Source organism: Synechococcus sp. CBW1006, from assembly GCF_015840525.1.
Taxonomy (GTDB): Bacteria; Cyanobacteriota; Cyanobacteriia; order PCC-6307; family Cyanobiaceae; genus CBW1002.
Genome location: NZ_CP060396.1, coordinates 3,770,095 through 3,792,938 on the forward strand (window position 1 = coordinate 3,770,095; position 22,844 = coordinate 3,792,938).

General features: G+C 64.6%; 25 protein-coding genes. 13 read left to right on the top strand and 12 right to left on the bottom strand.

The window, feature by feature from the left end; translation table 11 throughout:
* Nucleotides 1-87: 87 nt before the first annotated feature.
* Both istB and istA read right to left on the bottom strand, forming a co-directional pair.
* On the bottom strand, nucleotides 88-855 hold the full coding sequence (gene istB / locus H8F26_RS18650; protein WP_231598236.1) for an IS21-like element helper ATPase IstB: 768 nt from the start codon (nucleotides 853-855) through the stop codon (nucleotides 88-90).
* A complete protein-coding gene (gene istA, locus H8F26_RS19765; RefSeq protein ID WP_231605172.1) occupies nucleotides 770-2,365 on the bottom strand; it encodes an IS21 family transposase in 1,596 nt (531 codons plus the stop codon). Before istA ends, istB begins: the two co-directional genes overlap by 86 nt.
* An 84-nt stretch (nucleotides 2,366-2,449) precedes the next feature.
* Between istA and H8F26_RS18655 the strand changes: the two genes are divergently transcribed.
* The 5 genes from H8F26_RS18655 to siaD all read left to right on the top strand — a co-directional run bounded on the left by H8F26_RS18655 (nucleotide 2,450) and on the right by siaD (nucleotide 4,903).
* Nucleotides 2,450-2,641: a hypothetical protein gene (locus tag H8F26_RS18655; RefSeq protein WP_197156469.1), complete on the top strand. Its 192-nt coding sequence runs from the start codon at nucleotides 2,450-2,452 to the stop codon at nucleotides 2,639-2,641.
* A 99-nt stretch (nucleotides 2,642-2,740) separates the two neighbouring features.
* Nucleotides 2,741-3,043, top strand: a complete 303-nt coding sequence (locus tag H8F26_RS18660; RefSeq protein WP_197156471.1) for a PP2C family protein-serine/threonine phosphatase — start codon at nucleotides 2,741-2,743, stop codon at nucleotides 3,041-3,043.
* Between the two features lie 101 nt (nucleotides 3,044-3,144).
* The gene (gene siaB, locus H8F26_RS18665; RefSeq protein WP_197156473.1) at nucleotides 3,145-3,693 is read left to right on the top strand and encodes a biofilm regulation protein kinase SiaB; all 549 of its coding nucleotides are present in this window, start codon (nucleotides 3,145-3,147) and stop codon (nucleotides 3,691-3,693) included.
* Between the two features lie 95 nt (nucleotides 3,694-3,788).
* The gene (gene siaC, locus H8F26_RS18670) at nucleotides 3,789-4,097 is read left to right on the top strand and encodes a biofilm regulation phosphoprotein SiaC (protein WP_304623199.1); all 309 of its coding nucleotides are present in this window, start codon (nucleotides 3,789-3,791) and stop codon (nucleotides 4,095-4,097) included.
* A gap of 5 nt (nucleotides 4,098-4,102) precedes the next feature.
* A complete protein-coding gene (gene siaD / locus H8F26_RS18675) occupies nucleotides 4,103-4,903 on the top strand; it encodes a biofilm regulation diguanylate cyclase SiaD (protein ID WP_231597966.1) in 801 nt (266 codons plus the stop codon).
* A 151-nt stretch (nucleotides 4,904-5,054) separates the two neighbouring features.
* On the opposite strand, the gene nrdJ is transcribed toward siaD, so the two are convergent.
* Nucleotides 5,055-7,448, bottom strand: coding sequence for a ribonucleoside-triphosphate reductase, adenosylcobalamin-dependent (gene nrdJ / locus H8F26_RS18680; protein WP_197159348.1), 2,394 nt, complete (start codon nucleotides 7,446-7,448; stop codon nucleotides 5,055-5,057).
* Between the two features lie 171 nt (nucleotides 7,449-7,619).
* On the opposite strand from nrdJ, the gene H8F26_RS18685 reads away from it, so the two are divergent.
* Nucleotides 7,620-8,399, top strand: a complete 780-nt coding sequence (locus H8F26_RS18685; RefSeq protein ID WP_231597967.1) for a trans-aconitate 2-methyltransferase — start codon at nucleotides 7,620-7,622, stop codon at nucleotides 8,397-8,399.
* Between the two features lie 176 nt (nucleotides 8,400-8,575).
* Here H8F26_RS18685 and H8F26_RS18690 read toward each other — a convergent pair whose 3' ends face one another.
* Nucleotides 8,576-9,712 (bottom strand): IS5 family transposase, encoded by a 1,137-nt coding sequence (locus tag H8F26_RS18690; RefSeq protein ID WP_197153730.1) that lies wholly within the window; start codon nucleotides 9,710-9,712, stop codon nucleotides 8,576-8,578.
* A 244-nt stretch (nucleotides 9,713-9,956) separates the two neighbouring features.
* Between H8F26_RS18690 and H8F26_RS18695 the strand changes: the two genes are divergently transcribed.
* Nucleotides 9,957-10,355, top strand: a complete 399-nt coding sequence (locus tag H8F26_RS18695) for a GGDEF domain-containing protein (protein WP_197156475.1) — start codon at nucleotides 9,957-9,959, stop codon at nucleotides 10,353-10,355.
* 82 nt (nucleotides 10,356-10,437) lie between these two features.
* On the opposite strand, the gene H8F26_RS18700 is transcribed toward H8F26_RS18695, so the two are convergent.
* The gene (locus tag H8F26_RS18700; protein WP_197156477.1) at nucleotides 10,438-10,635 is read right to left on the bottom strand and encodes a hypothetical protein; all 198 of its coding nucleotides are present in this window, start codon (nucleotides 10,633-10,635) and stop codon (nucleotides 10,438-10,440) included.
* 72 nt (nucleotides 10,636-10,707) lie between these two features.
* Between H8F26_RS18700 and H8F26_RS18705 the strand changes: the two genes are divergently transcribed.
* From H8F26_RS18705 to H8F26_RS18715, 3 genes are all read left to right on the top strand, one after another.
* Nucleotides 10,708-12,375 carry a peptide chain release factor 3 gene (locus tag H8F26_RS18705; protein WP_197156478.1) on the top strand — a complete coding sequence of 556 codons (1,668 nt, stop codon included), beginning with the start codon at nucleotides 10,708-10,710 and terminating at the stop codon, nucleotides 12,373-12,375.
* 117 nt (nucleotides 12,376-12,492) lie between these two features.
* Nucleotides 12,493-12,717, top strand: a complete 225-nt coding sequence (locus H8F26_RS18710) for a hypothetical protein (RefSeq protein ID WP_197156480.1) — start codon at nucleotides 12,493-12,495, stop codon at nucleotides 12,715-12,717.
* A 57-nt stretch (nucleotides 12,718-12,774) separates the two neighbouring features.
* Nucleotides 12,775-13,449 carry a CPP1-like family protein gene (locus tag H8F26_RS18715; protein WP_197156482.1) on the top strand — a complete coding sequence of 225 codons (675 nt, stop codon included), beginning with the start codon at nucleotides 12,775-12,777 and terminating at the stop codon, nucleotides 13,447-13,449.
* 41 nt (nucleotides 13,450-13,490) lie between these two features.
* Here the strand turns inward: H8F26_RS18715 and hslO are convergent, their stop codons facing one another.
* Nucleotides 13,491-14,405 carry an Hsp33 family molecular chaperone HslO gene (gene hslO / locus H8F26_RS18720; RefSeq protein ID WP_197156484.1) on the bottom strand — a complete coding sequence of 305 codons (915 nt, stop codon included), beginning with the start codon at nucleotides 14,403-14,405 and terminating at the stop codon, nucleotides 13,491-13,493.
* A gap of 139 nt (nucleotides 14,406-14,544) precedes the next feature.
* The gene (locus tag H8F26_RS18725; RefSeq protein ID WP_197156486.1) at nucleotides 14,545-15,219 is read right to left on the bottom strand and encodes an ABC transporter ATP-binding protein; all 675 of its coding nucleotides are present in this window, start codon (nucleotides 15,217-15,219) and stop codon (nucleotides 14,545-14,547) included.
* Nucleotides 15,220-15,316: 97 nt separating this feature from the next.
* Here H8F26_RS18725 and H8F26_RS18730 point away from each other — a divergent pair, with 97 nt between their 5' ends.
* Both H8F26_RS18730 and H8F26_RS18735 read left to right on the top strand, forming a co-directional pair.
* Nucleotides 15,317-15,772: a DUF3531 family protein gene (locus tag H8F26_RS18730; protein ID WP_197156488.1), complete on the top strand. Its 456-nt coding sequence runs from the start codon at nucleotides 15,317-15,319 to the stop codon at nucleotides 15,770-15,772.
* Nucleotides 15,773-15,810: 38 nt separating this feature from the next.
* The gene (locus tag H8F26_RS18735; RefSeq protein ID WP_197156490.1) at nucleotides 15,811-16,671 is read left to right on the top strand and encodes a 16S rRNA (uracil(1498)-N(3))-methyltransferase; all 861 of its coding nucleotides are present in this window, start codon (nucleotides 15,811-15,813) and stop codon (nucleotides 16,669-16,671) included.
* A gap of 33 nt (nucleotides 16,672-16,704) precedes the next feature.
* Here H8F26_RS18735 and H8F26_RS18740 read toward each other — a convergent pair whose 3' ends face one another.
* The gene (locus H8F26_RS18740; protein ID WP_197156491.1) at nucleotides 16,705-17,097 is read right to left on the bottom strand and encodes a hypothetical protein; all 393 of its coding nucleotides are present in this window, start codon (nucleotides 17,095-17,097) and stop codon (nucleotides 16,705-16,707) included.
* Nucleotides 17,098-17,192: 95 nt separating this feature from the next.
* Between H8F26_RS18740 and H8F26_RS18745 the strand changes: the two genes are divergently transcribed.
* A complete protein-coding gene (locus H8F26_RS18745; RefSeq protein ID WP_197156493.1) occupies nucleotides 17,193-17,969 on the top strand; it encodes a DUF92 domain-containing protein in 777 nt (258 codons plus the stop codon).
* Here H8F26_RS18745 and H8F26_RS18750 read toward each other — a convergent pair.
* The 4 genes from H8F26_RS18750 to H8F26_RS18765 all read right to left on the bottom strand — a co-directional run bounded on the left by H8F26_RS18750 (nucleotide 17,941) and on the right by H8F26_RS18765 (nucleotide 22,162).
* The gene (locus H8F26_RS18750; protein ID WP_197156495.1) at nucleotides 17,941-18,888 is read right to left on the bottom strand and encodes a sigma-70 family RNA polymerase sigma factor; all 948 of its coding nucleotides are present in this window, start codon (nucleotides 18,886-18,888) and stop codon (nucleotides 17,941-17,943) included. The genes H8F26_RS18745 and H8F26_RS18750 overlap by 29 nt on opposite strands.
* Before the next feature lie 102 nt (nucleotides 18,889-18,990).
* Nucleotides 18,991-19,686, bottom strand: a complete 696-nt coding sequence (locus tag H8F26_RS18755) for a GDSL-type esterase/lipase family protein (protein ID WP_197156497.1) — start codon at nucleotides 19,684-19,686, stop codon at nucleotides 18,991-18,993.
* Nucleotides 19,687-19,826: 140 nt separating this feature from the next.
* Nucleotides 19,827-21,401 (bottom strand): ABC transporter permease, encoded by a 1,575-nt coding sequence (locus H8F26_RS18760; RefSeq protein ID WP_197156498.1) that lies wholly within the window; start codon nucleotides 21,399-21,401, stop codon nucleotides 19,827-19,829.
* Nucleotides 21,398-22,162: an ATP-binding cassette domain-containing protein gene (locus tag H8F26_RS18765; RefSeq protein ID WP_197159350.1), complete on the bottom strand. Its 765-nt coding sequence runs from the start codon at nucleotides 22,160-22,162 to the stop codon at nucleotides 21,398-21,400. Before H8F26_RS18765 ends, H8F26_RS18760 begins: the two co-directional genes overlap by 4 nt.
* Between the last annotated feature and the right edge of the window lie 682 nt (nucleotides 22,163-22,844).

Consider the following 22,844-nt stretch of genomic DNA (forward strand, 5'->3'; position numbering starts at 1 on the left):
GAGGGCCAGTTTTCGTGTCGCCGCCTTGGTTTTGCCGGGCTGGGCCGGTGTTGCCGTTGATCGTGGCGGCCATGACGTCCGCGTCAATTACGTTGGCGGGTTGCTGGAATCCTTGGAAACCCTTGCGGCAGCTGCCTTCTGCCGGTAGCTCTCGCCCTTGATCCCGATGATGTGGCAGTGGTGCACCAACCGGTCCACCGCGGCCACGGTCATCGATCCGCTCGGGAAGATGTCGTCCCACTCCCGGAACGGCTGGTTGCTGGTCACCAGCAGGGATTTCCGCTCGTAGCGGTGGCAGATCAGCTCAAACAGCACCGAGGTCTCCAGTTCGCTGCGGCGCACGTAGGAGATGTCGTCGATCACCAGCAGGGCATAGCGATCGAGCTTCTGGAGCATCGCCGGCAGGTCGTAGGCCGCCTTGGCCTTCTGCAGCAGCTGCACCAGCGTGGTGGCCGGGAAGAAGCGGCAGGCCTGGTCCTGCGCCGCCATTGCCATCGTGATGGCAATGGCCAGGTGGGTCTTGCCCACACCGCTGGGACCAAACAGCAGCAGGTTCTCCGCCTGCAGGAGCCAAGTGGTCTGCCGCGTCAGGCCTTGGAGCTCCTGCCAGTGGTGGGGCTCGAGGTGCTGGTGGTCAAAGCCATCGAGACCTTTCTGCCACGGGAGATGGGCACCGCGCAGCAGGCGTTGCTGGCGGGCAATCTGCCGTTGTTCCAGTTCCTGCTCACAGAGGGCGTAGAGGAACTGGCCCGGGCTCCAGCCCTGGGCATCAGCCTGATCGGCCAGCGGCTGCCAGTGACTGCGGAAGCGCGCCAGTTTCAGCTGTTTGAGCAGGAGCGGCAGCGCCGCTTCCACCGCCGCAGAGCGCGGGCATGGGGACGAGGTGGTCATAGGTAGCCAGCAGGTGTTGGGGGATGGCGGGATCGGGGAGGCTCTGGCAACGGGGAGGAACGCGGAATCGCTGCTGCAGAGCCGACAGCGAAAGGGTCTGGCGGCGTTGGGCCTGCTCCAGGAAGGCGAGCACCAGCGCATAGGAGGCCACCCGCACCGCCACATACAGGGCCTCGACCATCAGCCGGGCAGCGGCGTCACGGTCACCGCCGACCAGGAGTTGCTGCCAGAAGTCCCACCAGCGGGAATCAGGGAAGAGGTAGCGCTGGTAGCGGCAATGGAGCAGGGCCCGGGGCTTGGCCCGCAGGGCATCGATCAGGTGCTCCAGATCGATGCACCAGGCCCGCTTGCCACCAGAGGCGCCATAGAGGCGGGGGAGCTGGCAGACCCAGTCGCTGCCCAGGAACACCACCAGCCGGTCGTGGTGCAGCCGCACCATGACCTGGCGGCCGATCAGGGTGGGCGGCACTGAGTAGATCACCTGCCGCACCTCGATCGTGCTGGTGCTGCGCACCCGCACTGTGAGCAGCTCGTAGTCGGCAAAGCGGAAGGCCGGCAGGGGCCCCAGGTGCTCCAGCTCCTGCTCGTAACGCTGCTGCCGGGGGGCGTTGAGGGCACAGAACACCTCAGCGAGCAGCTGGGCGTATTCGGCGGGCTCCTCGAAATCGCAGCTGCCCCGCAGGATCAGCTTCTGCTCCAGCCGACGTTTCACATGGCCATGGGGAGCCTCGATGATGCCGTTCTCGTGAGCCACGCCGCGGTTATTGCGGCTGGCACTGAGGCCGTAGTGGGCGCAGAGCGCCTGGTGGCGGGGGGTGATGTCGAGGGCGTAGCTGCCATCCCGATTGCGGCTGGCGGCCGACAGTCGATCGGTGCGCAGCTCCTTGGGCACCCCACCGCAGGCGGCCAGGGCGTTCTGCAGCCCTTCTGAAAGGGCGACAAAGCTCTCGCCACCATGGATGAGTTGCCCATAAGCCCAGCCGCTCCAGGCCAGGCGGTAGTGGAACAGCAGGTGGGGAAATGGTTCGCCGCGCAGGGTGATCGTCACCCGTTTCAGCCGGGTGAAATCGCAGAAGCCGATCTCTCCAGGCTGGTAGGCCAGCGGGAACATCACCTCCGGCGCTGGACCGTGCAAGGCCTTCCACTGCTGCACCCGCCGCTGCAGGGTGCGTTTGAGCGAACTCCAGTCTTGATCTGGCTTCTGCTCCTGCAGGTGCTCCAGCAGGGTGGTGGGCGTCAGGGCTGGATGGCGCTCCAGAAGCGGCAGCAACAGGGGCTCCCAGACCTCAGCCAATGGATCGGGCCGCCGCCGGCCACGGGGCTTGGCGGCTTTGGGTTGGAGGCGGCCAGCATCAATGCGGTGGGCACTGCTCACCGAAATGCCCGCCGCTGCGGCAGCCACCTCCTGGCGGCTGCCGGCTCGTCGTTTGGACATGTACAGCGCAATCTGTTGAGCGGTGAGGGGAGCAGGCATGAGCCGGTGCCCTGCGCATGGCAACCGGATTCAGCAGAGCCCCTCAGGAGCGGTCAACCTGTTTGGCGCGACCCCTCAACCAGATTGTCGCCGGATATTCAGCGCAAGATCAGTCAAGGAGTCCAATCCCGCCAAGGTGCGATCTGCCGGAGCCGCCTGCTCACGGTCACCACTACCCTCAGGCAACAGGGGCGGGATGTCTGGGAGTTCCTGGAGCAGGCCTGGATCGCCCATCACCGCGATGGGGTGATGCCGTCACTGCTGAGCGATCCCTGAAGGCAGAAGAAAGGACAAGGAAGAGTCTCTGATCGCTCAGCGGTGAGCGATCAGGCTTGCATTCGTGCGGTGGGGCGTCCCGACCCCTGAACGCATACTGTGTACAAGCAGAAGGGTGACAATCGCGCCATCTGCGGTCGTCATCCTGGAAATTTTCAAGATCATGACATCAAGCTCATCCAGGGATTCACATACTATTTAACCACCGATGGATATCTAGATCAATCTGGAGGTGATCATGGCTTTGGGCTCGGCAGTGAACGTTTCTCCTCTTGGCTGCTCCAACATGCTGACAAGCCTCTAGAAGATCAACGCCATGCATTTTCTGAGAGCTTAGCCAATTTTCGAGGAAATCTTCCTCAAAGAGACGATGTTACCGTCTTGTCGTTCCGCCTGCCATAGAGTTTGATGTTCATTTGCTTCTGTGCTTTTTGCTTATTTATTCATGACTTGGAACCGTCAAGCCCAGTCGCTCCATATCTGCAGCTGAATCTGAATCTACCATGACCATCTCCATTCACAATCTATCAACGTTACGCCATTATTTTTGCAATGAACGCATTTTCATTTGCTTTAATGGTCCTATTTCGCGTAGCCTTATCGGGGAAATTGGCCTCGCGCTAAAAAATCATATCGAATCGATACAGACTAGCCAAACGGCAGCAATTGATGTCTTCAGTGTGTACGTAGAAATGAGTCAAAACATCCGTCATTATATGAGTACGCGTCAATACAATGAAGAAGATGCTTCAGCCACCGTGGTCATTGCCGCAACGGATGAATCGCATTATTCTGTTTCGGCTGGCAACGTCATTGAGCGTGCCGATGGGAACAAACTGTTGGAGCGGATCCAAAAGCTTGCCTCACTTGATAAGATAGAGTTGAAAGCGCTCTACAAACAACAATTGCGCCAGCCACGCAAGGAAGACTCTGTCACCGGTGCGGGCCTTGGCTTGATTCAAATCTCCAGGATCGCCTCCCGCCCCTTGGAAGCTACCCTTGACTTGCTGGACGACGGACGAGCTTTCTTCACTATCCGCGCCATTATCTGAGTGCCTATGAATTCTCCTACCGGCTTGAACATGAGCCTTCCCGCCAGCCAGTCAACGCCTGCGATCGACGCTGATTGGAACGCAGGGCTCCTGTTATGACCGGCGAATCCTATCCAGAGAATACGTACGAACTGTTTGACCAAGTGATCTCTTGGGTGGAGCAATATTTACAAATAATATCAGCGCCGCTCAGAGTCGACCTCAAGCTTAACTATCTAAACACAAGCAGCATACGCGCAATGATTGATATCTTTGATCTTCTTCAGAGAAGTTACGACGAAGGAGGTGATGTTTCTGTTCATTGGCTTTATGACTGTCGCAATCCCCGATCAGCAGAACTAGGAGAAGAATTCAAAGAAGATTATTCTTTTCCCTTTGAGATTCTTTTGACCACAGAGAGCTGATTACCATGGTTCGCAAGGAGGTTGATGAACTTGAGCTGTTGATACAACAGCTCTTGGATGATGAATCGCATCATGGCCATCCCTTGCATGCCGCCCTGGAGCAGCTTTGGCAACGTATGGCCATGCAGTTAGCGAAGCTTGAGCACGTCACTGCATCTGATCACAGCCATTCAGCCGCTTCTTCAGAAGAGCTGAGTCTGATGCATCGCTATGACAAGCAGCTGCGCCGGCTGGAACGTGTGATCAAGATTTCGGATCGCTACCAAGCCATGCTGAAGGATATGAATGTAAGCCTAAAGGAAGCTGCAACCCACGATCAACTCACAGGCATCCCCAACCGCCGTTTAATGGCAGACCGCTGTCGAGATGAGGATGAGCGTGCATCCAGGCATGGCACCACCTACTGTATGGCCATATTTGATGCTGATTTCTTCAAGGCAGTAAATGACACCTATGGACACGATATAGGAGATCAGGTGCTGATTAAGCTGGCTTCAACCTTGCGACGGAGTATGCGTGAATATGATCTTTGCGCGCGTTGGGGCGGCGAAGAATTTCTCGCACTTTTTGTTGGGAGTACAGCCACGCAAAGTCAAGAGATAGTCGATCGAATCTTACTAGAAGTCCGAAATCTAAGCATACCCACCGATGGGCATGAACTTCGGGTCACGATGAGTGTCGGGCTAGCGGAACACGAACCCGGCGAAACTTATATTGAAACATTCACAAGAGCCGATACCGCTCTATACGAAGCCAAGCAAACTGGCCGAAACCGATGTGTTTTTCATCGCTTTGAGGCATCATAACGAGAAAAGACAAGTAGGGTGATAGATTAATTCATTGGCCGGAAAGAGATTGATCTTAGATGGCCATCTCCTTTGAGACAGCTATTCCTATGGACCCATGGCTCCCAAAGGTTCGGACACACCATGAGCCAAATGGCTAGGATGCAGCCGGCTAGGCAAGTGGCAGCAGGCACTTATCAGAATCGCAACCTGCAGGACCGGCTTCCATCAGCTCACCGCCATCGTAACGCCGGAGGGCTTCAAAGAAATCTGCAGTGGTGCGACGGTTCTCCACCTCAATTTGCAATCGCTCATAGGTGGCATGGTCAATCGGTTCAAATGGCAATCTTGGAAAGGTAGCATTGGCATCAAAACGCGCCAGAAGAGCTGCAGAAATATACCCTTTTCCTTCTTCAATCGCCTCGAAGATGGCATTAGCCAAAGGTACGACTTCATGCTCACGAAATTCAACGGTAGCCGAAGTGTTATGAGCTGTGTAATGCTGCTGCACCTGCATATAGAAATCAAACTGGGCTAAGGCGGAGAAGTTGTTGATCTCCACGCTATCGGCACCTGGAATATTGGCCCAGCTCACCTGCGTGGGAATTTCAACCAGCCACTCCGTGCAGCGGGGATCGAACGGATCATCCAGGAGCCGGCCCTGCTCATCCTTATCGCTCTGGCTGGGGACAATGGTGTAGCCATAATCCATACAGGCCAGAGCCACCGGATCATTCTTGCGGAAGGTGATCCGGCGGATGAAACGCTGGGCCTTGGGCGGATGCCAGCCGGGGGAAGCACCCGTGAGCAGGCTCTTGGTACCGGCTGGCTGCACTGTGGTGCAGCGGTTGGGGCGGCGCATCCCGTGGCGATCGCAGTAGTCCCACACCGCCTGATTGACGATCTCCTTCCAGCGGCCCAGGTAAGCGGCCTCCTGGGCCTTGAAGCTGAGCCCCTCGGCCGTGGCCGGACGGCCGGCCTCCCACCAGTTCAGCCAGGGGGTACCGAAGGCGTGCACGAAGAAGTCGAACAGGCCGGTGAAGCTGACCCCCACGATCGGATCCCAGGCGCGGCTCTGGCGGTAACGCTCCACCTCGAAGCGGTGGTTGAGCAGACAGGCCACAGCCAGGCCGCCGGCGGTGAAGGCCTCCTCCTGGGCCTTGTGGTCGGCCGGATCGATGCGGTTGAGGTGAATCTCAGCCAGGTTGCAGTGAAAATCGTCGCCGAGGATTTCACCGCAGGGATTGAGGCCGTAGCGGCCCAGGCGATGCTCCAGTTCCGCCGGGCTGATCTCCGGGTGGTGCAACGTGAGCCAGCGACCGGCTTCCTCGCGGCCCTGATCCACATAGATCTCAATGAACTCGCTGCGCAGCTCCGGGGTGTGCAGCAGATCGGCGTTGGAGCGGGCGATCGCCTCAGGCGCGAACTGGATGGCACCCTCGCCGGAGTGGAACTGCTTGGTCACCGCCTCCAGCACCGTCTCACGACTGGGGCGGGTGTGAAAGACGCGGGTGTGGTTGGCCATCCGGAGTGCATCACGCTCGGGATCAATCCGCCAGTTGCCGGCAGCATCCTGCTGCCACAGGTTCTCCTTGGCACCAGCCGCGGCCAGGTCATCGGCGGCGAACTGGCGCATGCCTGCACTGCGCCGAATGTTGCCCGCCACGATCGTGACCGCCGCCTCATCAATCAGCAGGCAGCATTCCACCGAGCTGAGCTGGCGGCCACGGGCATTGTTGAGGATCTTGGCCACCCGGCCATAGAGATCTTTCAACTTCACCGGATTGGCCATGCCGCCGAAGCCCTTGAGGGTTTCACCAACGGGACGCACATCGGAGAGATCGACCGAGATCTCGACGGTGCCGCCCTGCTCGCACTCACCGAAGCGCGGGTCACTGCAGAGTTCCAGCAGCAGCTGATAGCTGTCCACCCAACCGCGGCGGGTATCGCCCACCCGGATGTGGACGTTGTTGCCCTCAATCGTGTGGCTGGTGGTCTCTTGCCGCAGGCCCGCAGGAGTGGCGCCAATGTCACTGACGCCGGTGATCACCAACTGGTTGCGCACCGCCGGCAACCGGTTGATCAGGCGGGGCTCAATGATGGCGCCGGTGCCGCAGCCCATCATGGCGAGGTCCATCATCAGACCGAAGGCCTCCCAATCCACCAAATTGGTGGAGGTGCAGTTGTAAGCACCGGAGAAGTTTTCCGGTTGCTCGATCCAGTCGGTGCCTCCGATCCAGAGCCAGCGACCGGAGGGCAAGGCCTTCTGCTCTTGCTGCATCCGACGCAGCAGGCTCACTTCCTCGTCTGAGAGGTTTCCGAGGCTGCGTAGCCCGGCCAGGTTGCGTTCGGCCACCTCATGCCAGCTCTCGCGACCGGTGGCCGTCTTGCGGGAGTAGGTGCGGTAGAAAACCGGATTGGCCGCGGGAGCGGTGGCGGGGAAATCAGCCTCGCACTGCCCCTGCCGGCCACCAGCCTCGCCACGTTCAACCGCCGCCGCACCGGCAGCCACAGACTGGGGATCGCTGCGTTGGAGCGACTCCGGGCGAAGGGGGGTGAGGGTCACCGCTGCTGAGGCCAGGTACTTGATGGCCACCTTAACGCCACTGGTGGGGCCATCAAGGTTCGCCCTGCACCAGTGGCAGTGGTCAGGTCCGATCAGCCGCGGCGGACCAACAGCGGATGTTGCCTGGCGTTTGACGCAGCAGGCTGGAAACTCTTCGCAAACGTGTTCGCCATGCCCAGCCCCGATCCCGAACCCATGCCGCGGCGGCCTGAGCCGGAGCTGATGGACGAACCGGCCCAGGCAACGGCCTATGCCGCGGCCGATTTCGCTGCCACCGACAGGCTGGTGGTCGATCGTTTCGCCGAAATCCTGACAACCCTCACCCCAGGCCGGTGCCCCGATCGCCTGGTGGACCTCGGTTGCGGGCCCGGCAACATCAGCTTCCTACTGGCTGAGCAGTATCCCGAGGCCCATGTGGTGGGCCTCGACGGGGCGGAGGCGATGCTGGCGATCGCCCGGGAACGGCTGGACAGTCGCGAGAACCTCAGCGCAACCGGTGACAACGCGCGCCCTGCCAGCACCGGCGGAGCCAGGGCCAGCGACAGACGATTCGGGGGAAATCTGGAGTTCCGCCATCTTGTGTTGCCGTGTGCCGACCTCGAGAGCCCTGATCTGGTCCAGGCCTGCGATGCCGTGCTCAGCAACAGCCTGCTCCACCATCTGCATGACCCCGCCGTGCTCTGGCACACGGTCCGCCAGCTCTCCGCACCCGGGGCAACCGTCGTCTACATCAAGGATCTGCGACGACCTGAATCAGCGGCTGCCGCTGAGGATCTGCTGCACCGCCACCTGGGCCAGGCACCAGAGGTCCTGCAGCGGGATTACCTGGCTTCGCTGCACGCGGCCTTCCGCCCCGACGAGGTGGAAGCGCAGCTGCTGCAGGCGGGATTGACAGGGTTGCGGGTGGCTCCCCTGGACGACCGCTACCTGGAGATCTGGGGGCAGCTTTAAGAGTTTGCTGAAAAACCAACCCACGAGCCAGTTTTCCACAGGCATCAGTGGATTTCCGGCTCAAAAAGACGGATCGGCGGCTATCAGAGCCGCAAACAGCCCGATTTCGGCATCGTTGGCCTCTCTGCAAGGCATTGGTTGAGGCCTATTGGGCACACCTCTGGACAACGGGCTGTTCATGCCGCCTCCATCGCGGGCTTGAGCAGGTTGCCCAGGCGGATCAGGTTGTAGGCGATCACATGCAGGCCAAACACGGCGCCGACCTTCTCGGTACCGCGCAGTTTGAACTGGCGCAGCCCTCCGAACGCCTTGATCCAACCAAACACCTTTTCGATCCCCCGGCGGGCGTTGATCGATTTGGAGTAGCCCACGTGACGGGTGGTGCGGCCATCAATGGCTGAGCCACCGCTGCGGGCCGTGTTCTGGGCCACGTGGGGCGTGACACCGATCCGCCGCATCTCAGCGACAAACCCTTTGGTGTCGTAGTTCTTGTCGGCGCCGACGGTCTTCTGGTGGGCACCGGTGAGGTCTGCTGCCATCTCTTTGGCGGCATCCCGCTCACCGGTGCCCGTGGCCTGGGTGACGCGGCAATCGACGATCAGGTCGTGGCGGTTGTCCATGAGGACATGGCCCCGATAGCTCAGCTGCGCTGGATGGGCATTCGATTTCCGGGCCAGCCGTGCCTCAGGATCGGTGCTGGAGCGGTGGGTCTCGTTGCTGAGCTTGATGCCGCGAAAGTCCCCTTTGGCGCGCTTCTTTCCCTCTTTGGGAGCACCGAATCCTTCGCCAGGACCTGTGGGCGGAGGCGGAGGATCCTCCTGGCCATCGATCCGCTCCAAGGAAGCGTGTGACGCCCAGGCCTGGAGCAACGTGCCGTCCACCGAAAAGTGCTCGTCACTGAGCAGCGGTTTGACCTCGGGTGCTCCCATCAGCTTCTCCAGGAACAGCCCCATGACGTCGTCAGTGAGGAGCCGATCACGATTCTTGGTGAATGTGGTCGGATGCCAGATCGCATCGTCAGGGCTCAAGCCCACAAACCAGCGGAACAGCAGGTTGTAGTGGACCTGCTCCAGCAGCAGCCTCTCGGAGCGGATGCCGTAGAACGCCTGCAACAACGAGGCCAGCAGCAGCTGCTCTGGCGGCACCGATGGTCTCCCTTCTGAGGCATACAACCTGCAGAAGGTGGGATTGAGTCGATCGAGGGCCTGATCCGCCAGCTTGCGAATCCGCCTGAGTGGATGGCTGGTCGGGATCCGCTCCTCGATCGAGACGTAGGAGAACAAGGAGCCGCTGCGCTCCTGCTGACCTCGCATCAAACCTGGGGCAGTTGCCCTATTTTCGCAGAGGCGGCGGGGTTTTTCAGCAAACTCTTAAGTCGGTCGGTCCACAAACCGATTCAGCAGCATCCAGCGAGAAGCTCGCGCCTATGAAAAACTGGAGCTGCAGGCCACCACCGATGGGCTCACCAATCTGGCCAACTATCGCGGCTTCATGGAACAACTGCGGCAGACCTGGCTGGTGTATCAACGCAACACGGATTGACGGCTGGGAATTCTGATGCTGGATCTGGATCATTTCAAACGGGTGAACGACACCTACGGCCACGCCAGTGGGGATCTGGTACTGGAGCATTTCAGCCAGAAGCTGAAGGGAGCCCTGCGCACTTCTGATACGGCGGGTCGCCTTGGAGGAGAGGAATTCTTCGTGCTGATGCGTGGCACAACTCTGGCGGGCCTGACGGAGCTGGCTCAACGAGTGCGCAGCGCCATGGCAGCCGAGCCTGTGCAGCTGAATGGGCTTGACCTGATCGTGACGGTGAGTATCGGCGGCTGCCTTGAGGAGAACTCCGAAGACCGGATCCTCGATTCCCTGGCCCGAGGAGATGCAGCCCTCTATCGGGCCAAGGAGGCAGGCCGCATCTGCGTGATCCTGGACCCAGGCCCGGGCTCAGCCTGATTCAGTTTTATGATTCCCATGGCACCTGGATCGGCACCCCCCCGCTTGCGCCCGAGCCCTTTGGCCTCAGCCATGTTTTGCCTCAGCCATGGTTGGCCTCATCCATCCCCTGATCGGCCTGCTGTATCAATCTGTCGATCGGCTGTCCGGAATTGATCAGCACCACTCCGCTGCGGAGGCTGAGCGGCAGGGTGGGGTCCGGCAGGGAGTCGTGGGGAACCAGACCAAAGCGCCAGTTCAGCTGGTCCTGGATCCGCCTGCTGAGCGGGCCTCTGATCACAGCGACCCTCGGGATAAGGGCAGGTGAACTCCAGTCAGCCCTGAGCAGGGGCTGCCTGTCAGGCTGGGGTGCATGACGAGCACAGCCCAGTCCCCCTCAGCAGCGGCCAGCAGCGCCGCCGACCCCGAGCTCGCCGCCCTGGCCGAGGCGGTGGGCCGGCGGCGCAACTTCGCGATCATTTCCCACCCGGACGCCGGTAAGACCACCCTCACCGAAAAACTGCTGCTCTACGGGGGCGCCATCCAGCAGGCCGGTGCCGTGAAGGCCAAGGGCGAACAGCGCAAGGTGACCTCCGACTGGATGGAGCTGGAGAAGCAGCGCGGCATCTCGATCACTTCCACGGTCCTGCAGTTCGACTACAGCGGCAGCACGATCAACCTGCTCGACACCCCCGGCCACCAGGACTTCTCCGAAGACACCTACCGCACATTGGCGGCCGCAGATAACGCGGTGATGCTGGAGGACGCGGCCAAGGGACTCGAGCCTCAGACACGCAAGCTGTTCGAGGTCTGCCGCATGCGACAGATCCCGATCTTCACCTTCATCAACAAGATGGACCGGCCAGGGCGCGAACCCCTGGAGCTGCTCGATGAAATCGAGACCGATCTCGGTCTGGCCTGCTGGCCCGTGAACTGGCCGATCGGCAGCGGTGATCGCTTCCGCGGCGTGATCGATCGCCGCAGCCGGCAGGTGATCCTGTTTCAGCGGGCCGAGCGGGGCCGCCAGAGCGAAGAGAAGCTGCTGTCCGTCGAGGAGGCCGTCGGCAGCGATCTGGTGGAAGCGGATCTGCTGGAGGCCGCCCTGGAAGAACTGGACCTGCTCGATGGGGCCGGTGCCGAGCTCGACCTCGAGCTGGTGCACGCCGGGGAACTGAGTCCGGTGTTCTTCGGGTCGGCCATGACCAACTTCGGCGTGCGGCCCTTTCTCGATGCCTTCCTGGAACTGGCCCAGAAGCCGATCGCCCGCAGCAGCAGCGCCGGCACGGTGGATCCGATCCGGCCGGGCTTCAGCGGCTTCGTGTTCAAGCTGCAGGCCAACATGGATCCGCGGCACCGCGATCGGGTCGCCTTCGTGCGGGTCTGCAGCGGCCGATTCGAGAAGGACATGACGGTGCAGCACGCCCGCACCGGCAAGGCGATTCGGCTCTCGCGGCCCCAGAAACTGTTCGGCCAGGACCGGGAGGTGGTGGAAGACGCCTACCCCGGTGATGTGATCGGCCTCAACAATCCGGGCATGTTCGCCATCGGTGACACGCTCTATGTGGGCCCCAGAGTGGAATACGAGGGAATTCCCTGCTTCAGCCCGGAGATCTTTTCCTGGCTTCGCAACCCCAACCCCTCAGCCTTCAAGAGCTTCCGCAAAGGCGTGAACGAGCTGCGCGAGGAGGGCGCCGTGCAGATCCTCTACGACACCGACCAGAGCAAGCGCGATCCGATCCTCGCGGCCGTGGGCCCGCTCCAACTGGAGGTGGTGCAGTACCGCCTCGAGAACGAGTACGGCGTGCAGACCCGCCTGGAGCCCCTGGGCTTCTCGGTGGCCCGCTGGGTGGTGGGGGGCTGGCCAGCGCTCGAGCAGGTGGGCCGCGTCTTCAACTGCAAAACCGTGCGGGATGCCTGGGACCGACCCGTGCTGCTGTTCAAGAACACCTGGAATCTCAACCAGCTGCACGACGACCATCCCGAGCTTGAGCTCAGTGCAGTGGCGCCCGTGGTGAGCGGCGTCGAACCGATCGCGCTCTGAACGCAGCCCATCGGGCAGCCGGACTGCGGAGCGAGCTCGGCTGGTCGCGGATGGGCGCAGGATCCGCCAGACTGCTCTTCACCAACCGAAAGGTTCTGCAACAGAAGGTCATAGGTCATGCCGCTGCCGGTCTGGCTGGTGCGTCCCCGCAGCGACGGGGGCTGTGATTACGTCAATTTCCTCCCTGCCCAGGGGGCTGTCGAGATGCGTGAGGGCAGCCATCTTCCTCCCCAGATGCCGCTGCTCAAGCATCGCCAGCGCCTGCCTTTTGACGAAGCAGAAGCCTGGCGTCGCCGTCTGCAGCAGGAATCCGGATACCAGCGCAGCGATCCGCTGTTCTGAGCTGAACCACCCAGGGTGGCCGGTTCTCGATACGCTCCTCCATACGCAGAGCTGGCCATGAATCAAGGTTCCGATCAGCCGTCCCGCGCGGCCGATGCCTTCGACCCCTATGAGCGTCTCGGGATCGCCGCCGACGCAAGTTTCGACGCCGTGCAAGCCGCCAAGCTGGCTCGTCTCGACGAGGTGGGCGATGACCCCCTGGCCCGCTCCCGGATCGAGGCCGCCTACGACGCCGTGCTGATGGAGCGCCTCAAGGAAAGGCAGCAGGGACGGGTGAGCTTCGCTGCCCGTTCCGCCTCCCAGCGGGAACAGGCCTCGCCGCCGCCAGCCCGGCCGGCCCTGCCCGCCCTGCCCCAGTTGCCGCAGCTGGCGGTTCCCAGGCTCTCCGGCGCCGCCCTGCGCATGCCCAACCTGGGATTGGCCAGTGGCACCGAACTCTGGATTCCCCTGGCCGGCATCGGTTCCCTGCTGGCCCTGCTGCTGTTCACCCCGAGCGCAGCACCGGAACTGCTGCTGGCCCTCGCCACCGGCGTGGCCGTGATCAACCTGCAGCGCCGTCTCGGTCGGTTGCTTGTGGCGGTCGGCTGGGGTTTTGCCTTGCTCTCGATCGGGCTTGTGATCGGCGGCCTGCTGGCCGGCGGCCTCGATCCGTCCCTGCCCCTGTCGCCTCTCCAGGTCCAGAGCCTGCCGGCCCTGCTGCTGCTGCTGCTGGGTGCCCTTCTGATCGGTTGAAGCCCCCCGGTGGCCTCAAGCCGACGGCTCAGGGGCGACTCTCACGCCACAGCAAGCTCGTCGATCAGCTCCTGCAATTCAGGGGCCTTGACCTGGTAAGTCTCATTGCAGAAGTGGCAGACGAGCTCAGCCTGGCCGTCTTCCTGCAGGATGGCGCTCAGTTCGTCGCGGCCCAGCAGTTTCAGGGCGCTGACGCTGCGACGGCGGCTGCAGGGGCAGTGGAACTGCACCGCCTGGTGGGGCTCTCCCTCCTGCAGCAGCTGGGGATCCAGATCCGGGAAGATATCTTCCAGCAGGGCCTTGAGATTGCCCTCACAGGCGACCAGCCGAGTACTGAAACCTCGGATCTCACGACACCGCTCCTCCAGCAGGGCCACCAAGGCCGGTTCCCGGGCCGCCTTGGGCAGCACCTGAACCAGCACCCCTCCGGAACATCGCACGCCGCTGCTGTCGATCCGTTCCCCCACGAACACCGCCGAAGGGGTCTGCTCGGAATGGAGCAGGTACGAGGCGACGTCTTCGCCGATGCCACCACTCACCAGCTCAACGGTGCTGCTGAAGGGCTCTCCCTCGCCCAGGTCTCGCACCACGTGCAGGTAACCGGTGCCGGTGGCCGTGCGGAAGTCGAAGTGGGAGCCGCCATCGGCTTCGCGCACCAGATCCAGCTCCAGGCTGGGCTGGCCCACGTAGCCGCGCACGGTGCCGTCGCGGCCTGCATCCACCATCAGGCCGCGCAGCGGACCATCGGAGGCGATGCGCAGATTCACCCGGCCATGGGCCACCTTCATCGAGCTGGCCAGCAGCAGACCGGCGGTCATCGCCCTGCCCAGCAAGGCGGTGGTGAGGAAGGAGAGGTCGTGGCGACGGCGGGCATAGCGGCTGGCCACGGTGGTGGTCACCGCCACCAGTCGGATACCGCCCCCGGCGGCGGTGGCACGCACCAGCTGATCGCCCATCACACCGGCCCGCCCGCAACCCAACTGACGGGCATCGTAGGCAGTGCGCTGCGGCCAAGAGGGGATGCGACGGAGTGCAATGCGGCCGTGGACGATGCGGCGGTAGGCGATGCGCCGGTGGGGTGTCCTGGCCCGTGGGTCAGCCCAGTCGGGCGGTTGAACGCTGCGCCGACTGGCCCGGGTGGGGTTGGCAGGCCTGGAGGGTGCCGTTCTCCAGGAGCCAGCGCTGGGGTGCCAGATCGCCAAAGAGCTCCGGCTCATGGGTCACCACCAGCACCGCCCGTTCGCGGGCGATGCTGCGCAGCAGCTGCAGTACCTCATCGCGCACGGTCCAATCGAGCCCGGCGGTGGGTTCATCCAGCAGCAGCACCCGCGGATCGCGCAGCAACTGCACCGCCAGGGCCAGCCGCCGCTGCTGGCCCCCACTGAGCCGCTCCGGTGCCTGCTGAAGCGAAACCCCTGTGAGCCCCACCTTGGCCAGCGCCGCCTCGGCCCGCTCCTGGGTGAGGCGCCGCTGGCCGAGTTTCAGCTCCTGGCCCAGCGTGAGGCCGAGGAAATGGCGCTCCGGGAACTGGAACACCAGCCCGCAGAGCCAGCGCCGTCGGCGGCTGGAGAGGAGTTCACCGTTCCAGAGAATGCGGCCACGATCGGCTTCGGCCAGGCCACTGATCACCTCCAGCAGGGTGGTCTTGCCGCAGCCACTGCGCCCCGTCACCAGGGCTGGCTCTCCCACCTCCAGCCGCAGGCTCACATCGAGCAGCACCGGTGTGGCAGCCGTGGCGGGCTGATAACGAAGGTTCTGAAGCTCGAGCATGGCACCAGCATGCTGGGCCGCCGCCTGAGTCGGTCGGTCGAGGCGGCGTGTTTGATGGAGAGACATCGATCGCAACCACGCCGGTTCGCACTGCCCCATGGAGATCCGCTTCCGCGAGGTCGACCCGTTCAACTGCTGGATCTGGATGCGCTTCTCCCATCCCCTCGGCCATGGGGAGAGGGGCTACGTGGAAACGGTGTTCGACAGCTGGTTTTTCCTCGGCAAGCTCGGCGGTTTCAATGCCGAGACCCTGCAGCTGCACGAAGAGGCGGCCGATCTGAGCTGGCTGGTGGTGGACCAGGAGGAAGCGGAGCGGGCCCTGCCCGCCCTGATGCACAACATGGGGCCGCTGGAGCTGCAGGGGGAGTGGGCCCGCTGCTGGGTGGATATGGGCACCAGCGATGTCTTTGCCCTGGATGTGCTGCTCAACGCCCTGCGGCAACTCAACAACGACGTGGTGGAGATCGAGGAGGTGGTCGTGGGCGGCATCAACGAGGACTGGCCGATCGAGGAGCAGCCCGACAGCCTCTTTCCCCAGCTGGAGGACGAATGAGGTACCGGTGGGGTAGCGGCTTGGGGTGAGCCAGAGCGATGGCCCGGGAACTGCGCCGCCTACTGATCGATCCGAACCGACTGCGGCAGGGCGGCGACGCTGGGATCGCCCTCAGCCGGGAGGAGAGCCACTACCTCAACAGGGTGCTGCGGCTGCGGCCCGGCGACCGGTTCGCCGTGGTGGATGGCTGCGGGGGCCTCTGGACCGCGCAGCTGCAGGAACCGGGCCGCGCCGACCTGGAGCAGCCGCTGGGGCAGCCCCTGGAGCGCCAGGAGCCCACCTCCCTGCCGATTGGCCTGGCCCTGGCGATGCCACGGCGCGACGGGGAACTGGTGCTGCGCATGGCCACCGAGCTGGGGGTGGATCAGCTGGGCCCCCTGCAGGCCGAGCGCAGCGTCCGGCGCGGCGATGCGGCGGACCCGGCGATCCCGGAGCGCTGGCGCGCGGTCGTGCGGGAAGCGGCGGAGCAGTGCGAGCGGCTGTGGCTGCCGCGCTGGGAACCGCTGCGGAGCGCGGCTGCCTACCTGTCAGTGCCGGTGGAGGGACTGGGTCTGCTGGCCACGACGCGTCAGGGAGAGCTGCCAGGCCTGGAGGAGGCCTGTGAGGACTGGCAGCCCATGGATCGTCCTACACCTGCAGCGACCATCTGCTCGGCTGCGACATCGCCTGCTGCGACCTTGCCAGCAGCGACAACACCGGCAGCTGCATCCGCGGCTGTGGCCACCATCACCCTGGCGATCGGGCCGGAAGGGGGTTGGTCTGAGCGCGAGGAGGAACTCGCAGTGGCCGCTGGCTGGCAGCTGGTGCAGCTTGGACCCACGATCCTGCGGAGCTCCACCGCTGCTGTGGCCGGCGTGGCCCGCCTGGTGGCCTGGCGGGCGCAGCTGGGGAGCAGCTGATTCAGACCTGAGCCGGGGCGATGCCCGCAGACTTCAACTGCGGAACATGCCGGCGGCCATGCTGCGGAAGCCGGCCAGGTTGGCGCCACCACGGCGGCGGCGGGTCACGGCAGCGCCGGGCACCAGGCAATCGGGCGCGAAGGTGGTCAGGCTGGGGGCCGGCCGGCTGGCGGCAGCGGCAGCCAGCTCGGCGGCGATGGCTTCAGCGGTGGTGAGCTCAACGCCGGAGGAGGGCGCAGCCTCCTGGATGGCGGGAGCGACTGCCTCAGCAGCCGTGACACCTTTGTCCTTGCTGGCTTTGGGGGCTTTGGCCTCCGCCTTCTCCTGAGCCGCCGGGGCAACGACCACGGCGGGCTTCTTGCTGTCTGGGGTCTTGGCGTCGCCGCCCAGCTCAAGGAAGAACGACGGCTTGAGCTTGAACACCATGGCGGCGTCGAAAGACTGGCCCGATTATCCGCTCCCGGCGGCACGATGCGGCCCAGCGCTTAGATCTGTGCAACACATCAATCGACCCTGGCCCTGTGCTGAGCAACGCCATCCCGGCCCAGACCGCCGCGCACTGGCTGCTGGCCCTGGGCCTGAATGGAATCCTGATCAGCCTGGCCCAGCCCCTGCCGCTGCTCACCCGTGCCGGCTGGATCCATGCCGGCCTGCTCGGCACCCTGCTGTGGGGCTGCCTGGGGGCCGCCGGCTGGTGGGCCGTGGTGGCCTACCTGGCTCTGGGGTCGGCCGTCACCCGCCTGGGGCTGCGCCGCAAACAGGAGCAGGGTCTCGCCGAAGCCAGAGGCGGCCGCCGCGGGCCGGAGAATGTCTGGGGATCGGCCCTCACCGGCACCGTTCTGGCGGTGCTGGTGCCCCTGAGCCCCCCGCACTGGCAGCCGCTGCTGCTGATCGGTTTCGCCGCCAGTTTTGCCGCCAAGCTGGCGGACACCTTCGGCAGTGAGATCGGCAAGCGCTGGGGCCGGCACACGCTGCTGATCACCAGCCTGCGGCCGGTACCGCCCGGCACGGAAGGAGCCGTGAGCCTTGAAGGCACGGCCGCCAGCCTGGCCGGCAGTGCCCTGATGGCCCTGATCCTGCTGGCTCTGGGCGTGCTGCCGGACTGGTTCAGCTGGGGCCTGGTCACGGCCGTGGGGCTGGCGGCCACCCTGCTGGAGAGCTGGCTCGGCGCCACCGTGCAGCAACGGGTCGCCTGGCTCACCAACGAGGTGATCAATGGCCTCCAGACCCTGGTGGCCGCCCTGCTGGCGATGGGGGCGGCTCGTCTGCTCACGTCTGCTGCATTGCCGGGCGGTTGAGCTCCTGCCATTGCTGCGCCTCCCGTTGCAGCCGCTGCAGCAGGGCGTCGGTTTGACGCTGGGCCATGCGTGGATGGAGGCCGAGCTCGCGCCCCAGAGCCACCCAGGTGTCGCCCTGCAGATGGCGACCGTTCAGCAGCTGCCGCTCCTGAGGACTGAGCTGGGCCAGGCGCTGCCGCAGCCAGTGCAGGCTGGCCTGATCTTGAGGATCTGGATCGGTTTCCGCGGAGGATGAGGCAGGAGAAACAGAGGCCGAAGGATCAGCCAACTGGTCCAGCAGGCAGCTGCCGCAGCCCTCGCCGTCATCCCCGCCGATCGGGGCATCCAGGGAGCGCAACCGCTCGCAGGTCTGCAGATCCGCCGCCTGTCCCAGGGCTTCGGTACTGCAGGAGAGCTGGCGGGCCAGCTCCTCGGCGGACAGCGGTGGCTGGCCGTCGTGCAGGCGAAGCGCCTGGAGCCGTTCCACCCGTTGCTGCAGCTGCCGCAGCCGCCAGGGCGCCCGCAGGGGCCGGTGCCGATCGCGCAGATACTGCTGCATCGTGCCGCGGATGTACGGAACCGCAAAGCTGCTGAGGCTGACGCGCCGCTGAAGGTCAAAGGCCTCGATGGCCCGCAGCAGGCCGATCGCTCCAAGCTGGATCAGGTCGTCGAGGGGCAGATCGGTGCTGGCCGCCTGGAGTCGGGCCTGCAGCCGTACCAGTGGCAGATTGACCTGCACCAGGGCATTGCGCCAGTGCAGCCGCACATGAGCTTCGCTGCTGCAGGCGTAGGCCGCCAACCAGGCTCGGTTGATGGCGGCCGGATCCGCCGGTCCTGCCGTGCGCCGCATGGCAGCTGGGGCACCGGCGGCAGCGGCACTGGCTTCCGTGGAGGCTGCCGTGGGTGACGAGCGAAACAGGGGAACGATCGAGCCGACCATGGGGGAATCACGTCCGTCCTTTCACGGTCGGCCTGGAGGCCAGGCGCCCACATCCCCTGATCCGGTGAATCCAGCTCACCCATTCGGGTGATCTTTGCCGCCTCAAACAGCCGGCGTGGCGGTGACACGGGGATCCAGCTCGGCCCAGCGCTGCAGCGCCGGCCAGCGGCACACCCGCTCGTACACCTGCCGGTGGCCTTCGGCGTTGAGGTGAAGCCCATCGGGCTCGATCCACTGCAACCAACGCGGATCGGCCGTGAGGGTCTCCAGCAGCGGCAGAAAGGGCACGTCCGCCTCCATGGCCGCCTCCTCCAGCAGCCCCTCGTAACGCCGCACCGACCCCAGGTCAAACCAGAGAACCTCGGCATAGGGCATCACCGCCTCATCCACCGGGGTGAGCCCCAGCAACAGCACCGGCGCAATCCGCCGGGCCTCCCGCAGCAACTGCTGCATGCCGAACAGAAAGGCTTCCGGTTCCAGCTGCTCACGGCCATCCGAGCGGCCCACCCGGGCGGTGTCATTCAGGCCGATGCCGATCAGGATCCCCTGGGGTCGCTGGCGGCGCAGCTCGCCACGGCAGTGCACTTCTGCCGGCAAGCGAGCGGAGAGGCGTTCCAGGCCGTCGCCCCGCACCCCGAGGTTGTAGAGCACCGGGCCCTGGGGCAGGCCCATCCAGTGGCGCCGCAGCCGCTCACACCAGCCGCCATGCTCCGGATCGCCCCAGCCGTAGACCAGGCTGTCCCCCAGCACCACCAGTTTTCGGGGAATCCGGGTCGGGCCGGGCACGATCGACGCCATGGGGGTTCTCGGAGCTTGGAAGTCTCGCCGCTGGATCCGACAGCCCTGCCAGTTTCCCGGTCAGCTGCTTTCGGGCCCGCAGTTGTCTGGTTCGCCGTTCGCAGGTCCCCTGATGCCAACTTCGCCGTCTCCAGGTGGCCTCAGGCGAGCAGCAACCGCTGGCGCAACCGGTCGCTGAGTTCCTCCCCCAGCAGGGTGAGAACGGCATACACCGCCAGCAGGGCCGCGATCTGATCCCAGGCAAAGCCGCTGAGGCTTTCCAGCAGCTGGGTGCCCAGGCCCGTGGCGCCCACCAGGCCCACCACCACCGATTCCCGAAGGATCACATCGGTCCGATAGGCGCCATAGGCCAGGTAGGAGCGGGCCAGCCGGCTGTAACGGCCATAAAGCAGGGCCAGTCGGGGGCCGACGCCACCGGCGCGCAGGGCCTGTTCAGGGCCAGGATCTGCGCTCTCGACCGCCTCCAGCAGCAAGCGCCCCAGGATGCCGAGGTTGTGGAAGCCCAGAGCCAGGGCCCCGGTGATCAACCCCGGCTGCAGCAGAAACAACAGCAGCAGGGCCGTCAGGGGTGGGGGCCAGAGCCGGCCCAGGGCCCAGATCAGTTGCAGAGCGGCCCGGGCCCAGCCCCAGGGTGCCGCCAGCAGCAGCAGCAACGGCGCCACGCCCACCGCCAGGGCTGATGCGAGCAGGGTCATCACCAGAGTGGTGCCGATCAGGTCGCCCCAGGGCAGAGCCAGCACCCCAGACCAGTCGCCCTGGCCCAGGCCCGGCAGGCCTTGCCACTGCAGCAGATCCTGGGGGCGCACCTCAAGCCGTGCCGCCGCCGCGAGCAGGAGTGGCAGCAAGGCCAGGGCCGTGACGAGGATCTCGCGGCCCCTGCGGCCCACGCTCGCCCGTTTCAGGCCCAGGCGGCCCGGCATGCCCCAGCGCCGCCGCAGCCAACCCACCAGGGCCTCGAGCAGCAGCATGGCCGCGAGCAGCAGCCAGAGGCTGGTCCAGAGTTCGTGGAAAGCGAGCGACTGCAGGGTCAGACGCAGGTCGGTGCCGATCCCCCCCAGACCGAAGACTCCGAGCAGGGTGGCGCTGCGCAGGGCGCACTCGAGGCGATACCCCCCGTAGCTCAGCACCTGCGGGAACAGCGGCGGGCCGATGGCCGTGAGCAGGGCCGCGCCAGGGGGAGCGCCACAGGCGCGCAACGCGTCAAGGGTGCGGGTGGGAAGGGCATCGAGCTGGTCTGCGGTGACGCGGGCCACCAGGGCGCCGTAGGGCAGGGCGATGGCCACCACCGCCACCGCCGGCTGCAGTCCCACGAGCTGCAGCAGAAACAGCCCCCAGAGCAACTCATGGATCGAGCGGGGCAGCGCCAGCAGACGGCGGATCAGCCCCGCCGGAGCTGAACCCAGTCCACAGGTGGCCCACACCGTGCGCGAGCTGGCCAGCCCCAGGGCCAGTCCAAGGCCGAGGCTGAGGGCCCAGCCGAGCAGGGCCACACCCAGGGTGATCCCCAGCCCCTGCAGGGCGGAACCCACCACCAAGGGGTCGAGGGAGGGCGTCACCGCCGCAGAGACGAAACGACCCAGCAGATCCCAGCCACCGCCGTGGATCAGCTGGGGCAGCAGGGCAGCAACCGGCAGCAGCGCCAGCGCCGGCAGCAGCACCCAGAGCGGCACGGCGGGCCGCAGCCTGGGCCTGTCCACCGCCGGCAGCGTGGTCATCGGGCCTCCACGGTGCTGGGCTCTCCGGCATACAGAGCCTTCAGGGCTTCGGGGCTGATCGCGCTGGGCGGGCCATCGAAGACCACCTGGCCCTGGCGCAGGCCCACCACCCTTGAGAATCCGCCAATCAGGTCAGGTCGATGCAGACTCAGCAAGAGGGCACGGGGGGGGGCGGCCTGGGCCAGCAACAGGGCCAGCAGATCCTGGGCCAGGCGCGGATCCAGGCTGGCCAGTGGCTCATCCGCCAGCAGTAGGGTGGGCTGCTGACGCAGCAGACGGGCCAGGGCCACCCGCTGGCGTTGCCCGCCCGAGAGAGCGGCAACGGGCTCACCGAGCAGGGCGGGATCGAGGTCAACCTGGCGCAGGGCCTGGGCATTGACCTCCGTCTCCAGGGGGAGCAGAAGATTCAGCAGGGCCCGAGGCCAACCCCACTGGGCCAGGCGTGCGGCGTTGAGATTCTGCTGAACGCTGAGCTCCTCGATCAGGCGAAGGTCCTGCCAGAGGGTGCCGATGCGGGCCTGTTGGCGCCGCCGCCGCCGGCCTGTGCGGGCCTGCGTCTCCCCCTGCCAGAGCACCACACCCCGCGTGGGCTCGAGCAGACCATTGGCCACGGCCAGCAGAGTGCTCTTACCGGCGCCGCTGGCACCAAGCAGCGCCACGCTGTCGCCAGGCTGCAACCGCAGCGTCACCCCCTGGAGCCGGGGGCGCTCCACACCAGCCACGACCCTTCCGGCCACAGCGATGTCCAGCAGCTCAAGCACTGGCGAAGCGGAGGTGTGCGTGGCAGCGGAGGAGGCGGCAGCACCAAGGGAAGGGGCCTGTGGAGATCTCACCAGGGGAAGGGGGCGTCGACTGGGCGGAATCCCTTGCACCCTGCCAGATTCAGGGTCGCTTCTCTGCGGATTCAGGCGAATTCAGTTCCCGCATCAATCCACAACCTTGTCATTCGGACCAAAGCGGCAGTTGAAGGCCTGCACATAGGCGGAGCCAACATCGTAATGGCCATGGTCCAGATTGTGCCCGACCTGCCAACGACTGGAATTGGCGGCGGTGCTGTCGCAAGAATAACGCGGATAGAGACAACGCCCGACACATCGACGGATGTGATTCATACGCGATCCCATGGACGCTGCACAACACCTGCCGCAGCAGCAGTGATATCTGATGCCAGCAGTCAGTGAATCAACAACAGCCCTTTCCCATCAATCAGATAGAAGACAGGACACCGGTTCAACGCCAGACCACCAAAAGTCTCACGGAGAAAAAGACCATCTTGAACGCTCATCATGAAGAAGGCTAGAGAGCCATGAAGGCAGGAAAGCCAGGAATCACTGAGGCGAACAGCCAACAGGCTCAACACTCTCAATCCGATCGATGGCGATCTGAACGCGACCAACTAAGATAATGGTGCCTTGTTCCGGCCCCGTGCTTAAACACTGAAGT

Excerpts from the sequence above, each read along its gene's own strand:
- H8F26_RS18710 (WP_197156480.1), top strand. The coding sequence starts at position 12,493 with ATGCCGCTGCCGGTCTGGCTGGTGCGTCCCCGCAGCGACGGGGGCTGT.
- H8F26_RS18715 (WP_197156482.1), top strand. The coding sequence starts at position 12,775 with ATGAATCAAGGTTCCGATCAGCCGTCCCGCGCGGCCGATGCCTTCGAC.
- istA (WP_231605172.1), bottom strand. The coding sequence starts at position 2,365 with ATGCCTGCTCCCCTCACCGCTCAACAGATTGCGCTGTACATGTCCAAA.
- H8F26_RS18735 (WP_197156490.1), top strand. The coding sequence starts at position 15,811 with ATGGCCCGGGAACTGCGCCGCCTACTGATCGATCCGAACCGACTGCGG.
- H8F26_RS18725 (WP_197156486.1), bottom strand. The coding sequence starts at position 15,219 with ATGCTCGAGCTTCAGAACCTTCGTTATCAGCCCGCCACGGCTGCCACA.
- H8F26_RS18685 (WP_231597967.1), top strand. The coding sequence starts at position 7,620 with ATGCCCAGCCCCGATCCCGAACCCATGCCGCGGCGGCCTGAGCCGGAG.
- H8F26_RS18690 (WP_197153730.1), bottom strand. The coding sequence starts at position 9,712 with ATGCGAGGTCAGCAGGAGCGCAGCGGCTCCTTGTTCTCCTACGTCTCG.
- hslO (WP_197156484.1), bottom strand. The coding sequence starts at position 14,405 with ATGGGCGATCAGCTGGTGCGTGCCACCGCCGCCGGGGGCGGTATCCGA.
- H8F26_RS18755 (WP_197156497.1), bottom strand. The coding sequence starts at position 19,686 with ATGGCGTCGATCGTGCCCGGCCCGACCCGGATTCCCCGAAAACTGGTG.
- H8F26_RS18760 (WP_197156498.1), bottom strand. The coding sequence starts at position 21,401 with ATGACCACGCTGCCGGCGGTGGACAGGCCCAGGCTGCGGCCCGCCGTG.
- H8F26_RS18695 (WP_197156475.1), top strand. The coding sequence starts at position 9,957 with ATGCTGGATCTGGATCATTTCAAACGGGTGAACGACACCTACGGCCAC.
- siaB (WP_197156473.1), top strand. The coding sequence starts at position 3,145 with ATGACCATCTCCATTCACAATCTATCAACGTTACGCCATTATTTTTGC.
- H8F26_RS18750 (WP_197156495.1), bottom strand. The coding sequence starts at position 18,888 with ATGGTCGGCTCGATCGTTCCCCTGTTTCGCTCGTCACCCACGGCAGCC.
- H8F26_RS18705 (WP_197156478.1), top strand. The coding sequence starts at position 10,708 with ATGACGAGCACAGCCCAGTCCCCCTCAGCAGCGGCCAGCAGCGCCGCC.
- siaD (WP_231597966.1), top strand. The coding sequence starts at position 4,103 with ATGGTTCGCAAGGAGGTTGATGAACTTGAGCTGTTGATACAACAGCTC.
- H8F26_RS18730 (WP_197156488.1), top strand. The coding sequence starts at position 15,317 with ATGGAGATCCGCTTCCGCGAGGTCGACCCGTTCAACTGCTGGATCTGG.
- H8F26_RS18740 (WP_197156491.1), bottom strand. The coding sequence starts at position 17,097 with ATGGTGTTCAAGCTCAAGCCGTCGTTCTTCCTTGAGCTGGGCGGCGAC.
- siaC (WP_304623199.1), top strand. The coding sequence starts at position 3,789 with ATGACCGGCGAATCCTATCCAGAGAATACGTACGAACTGTTTGACCAA.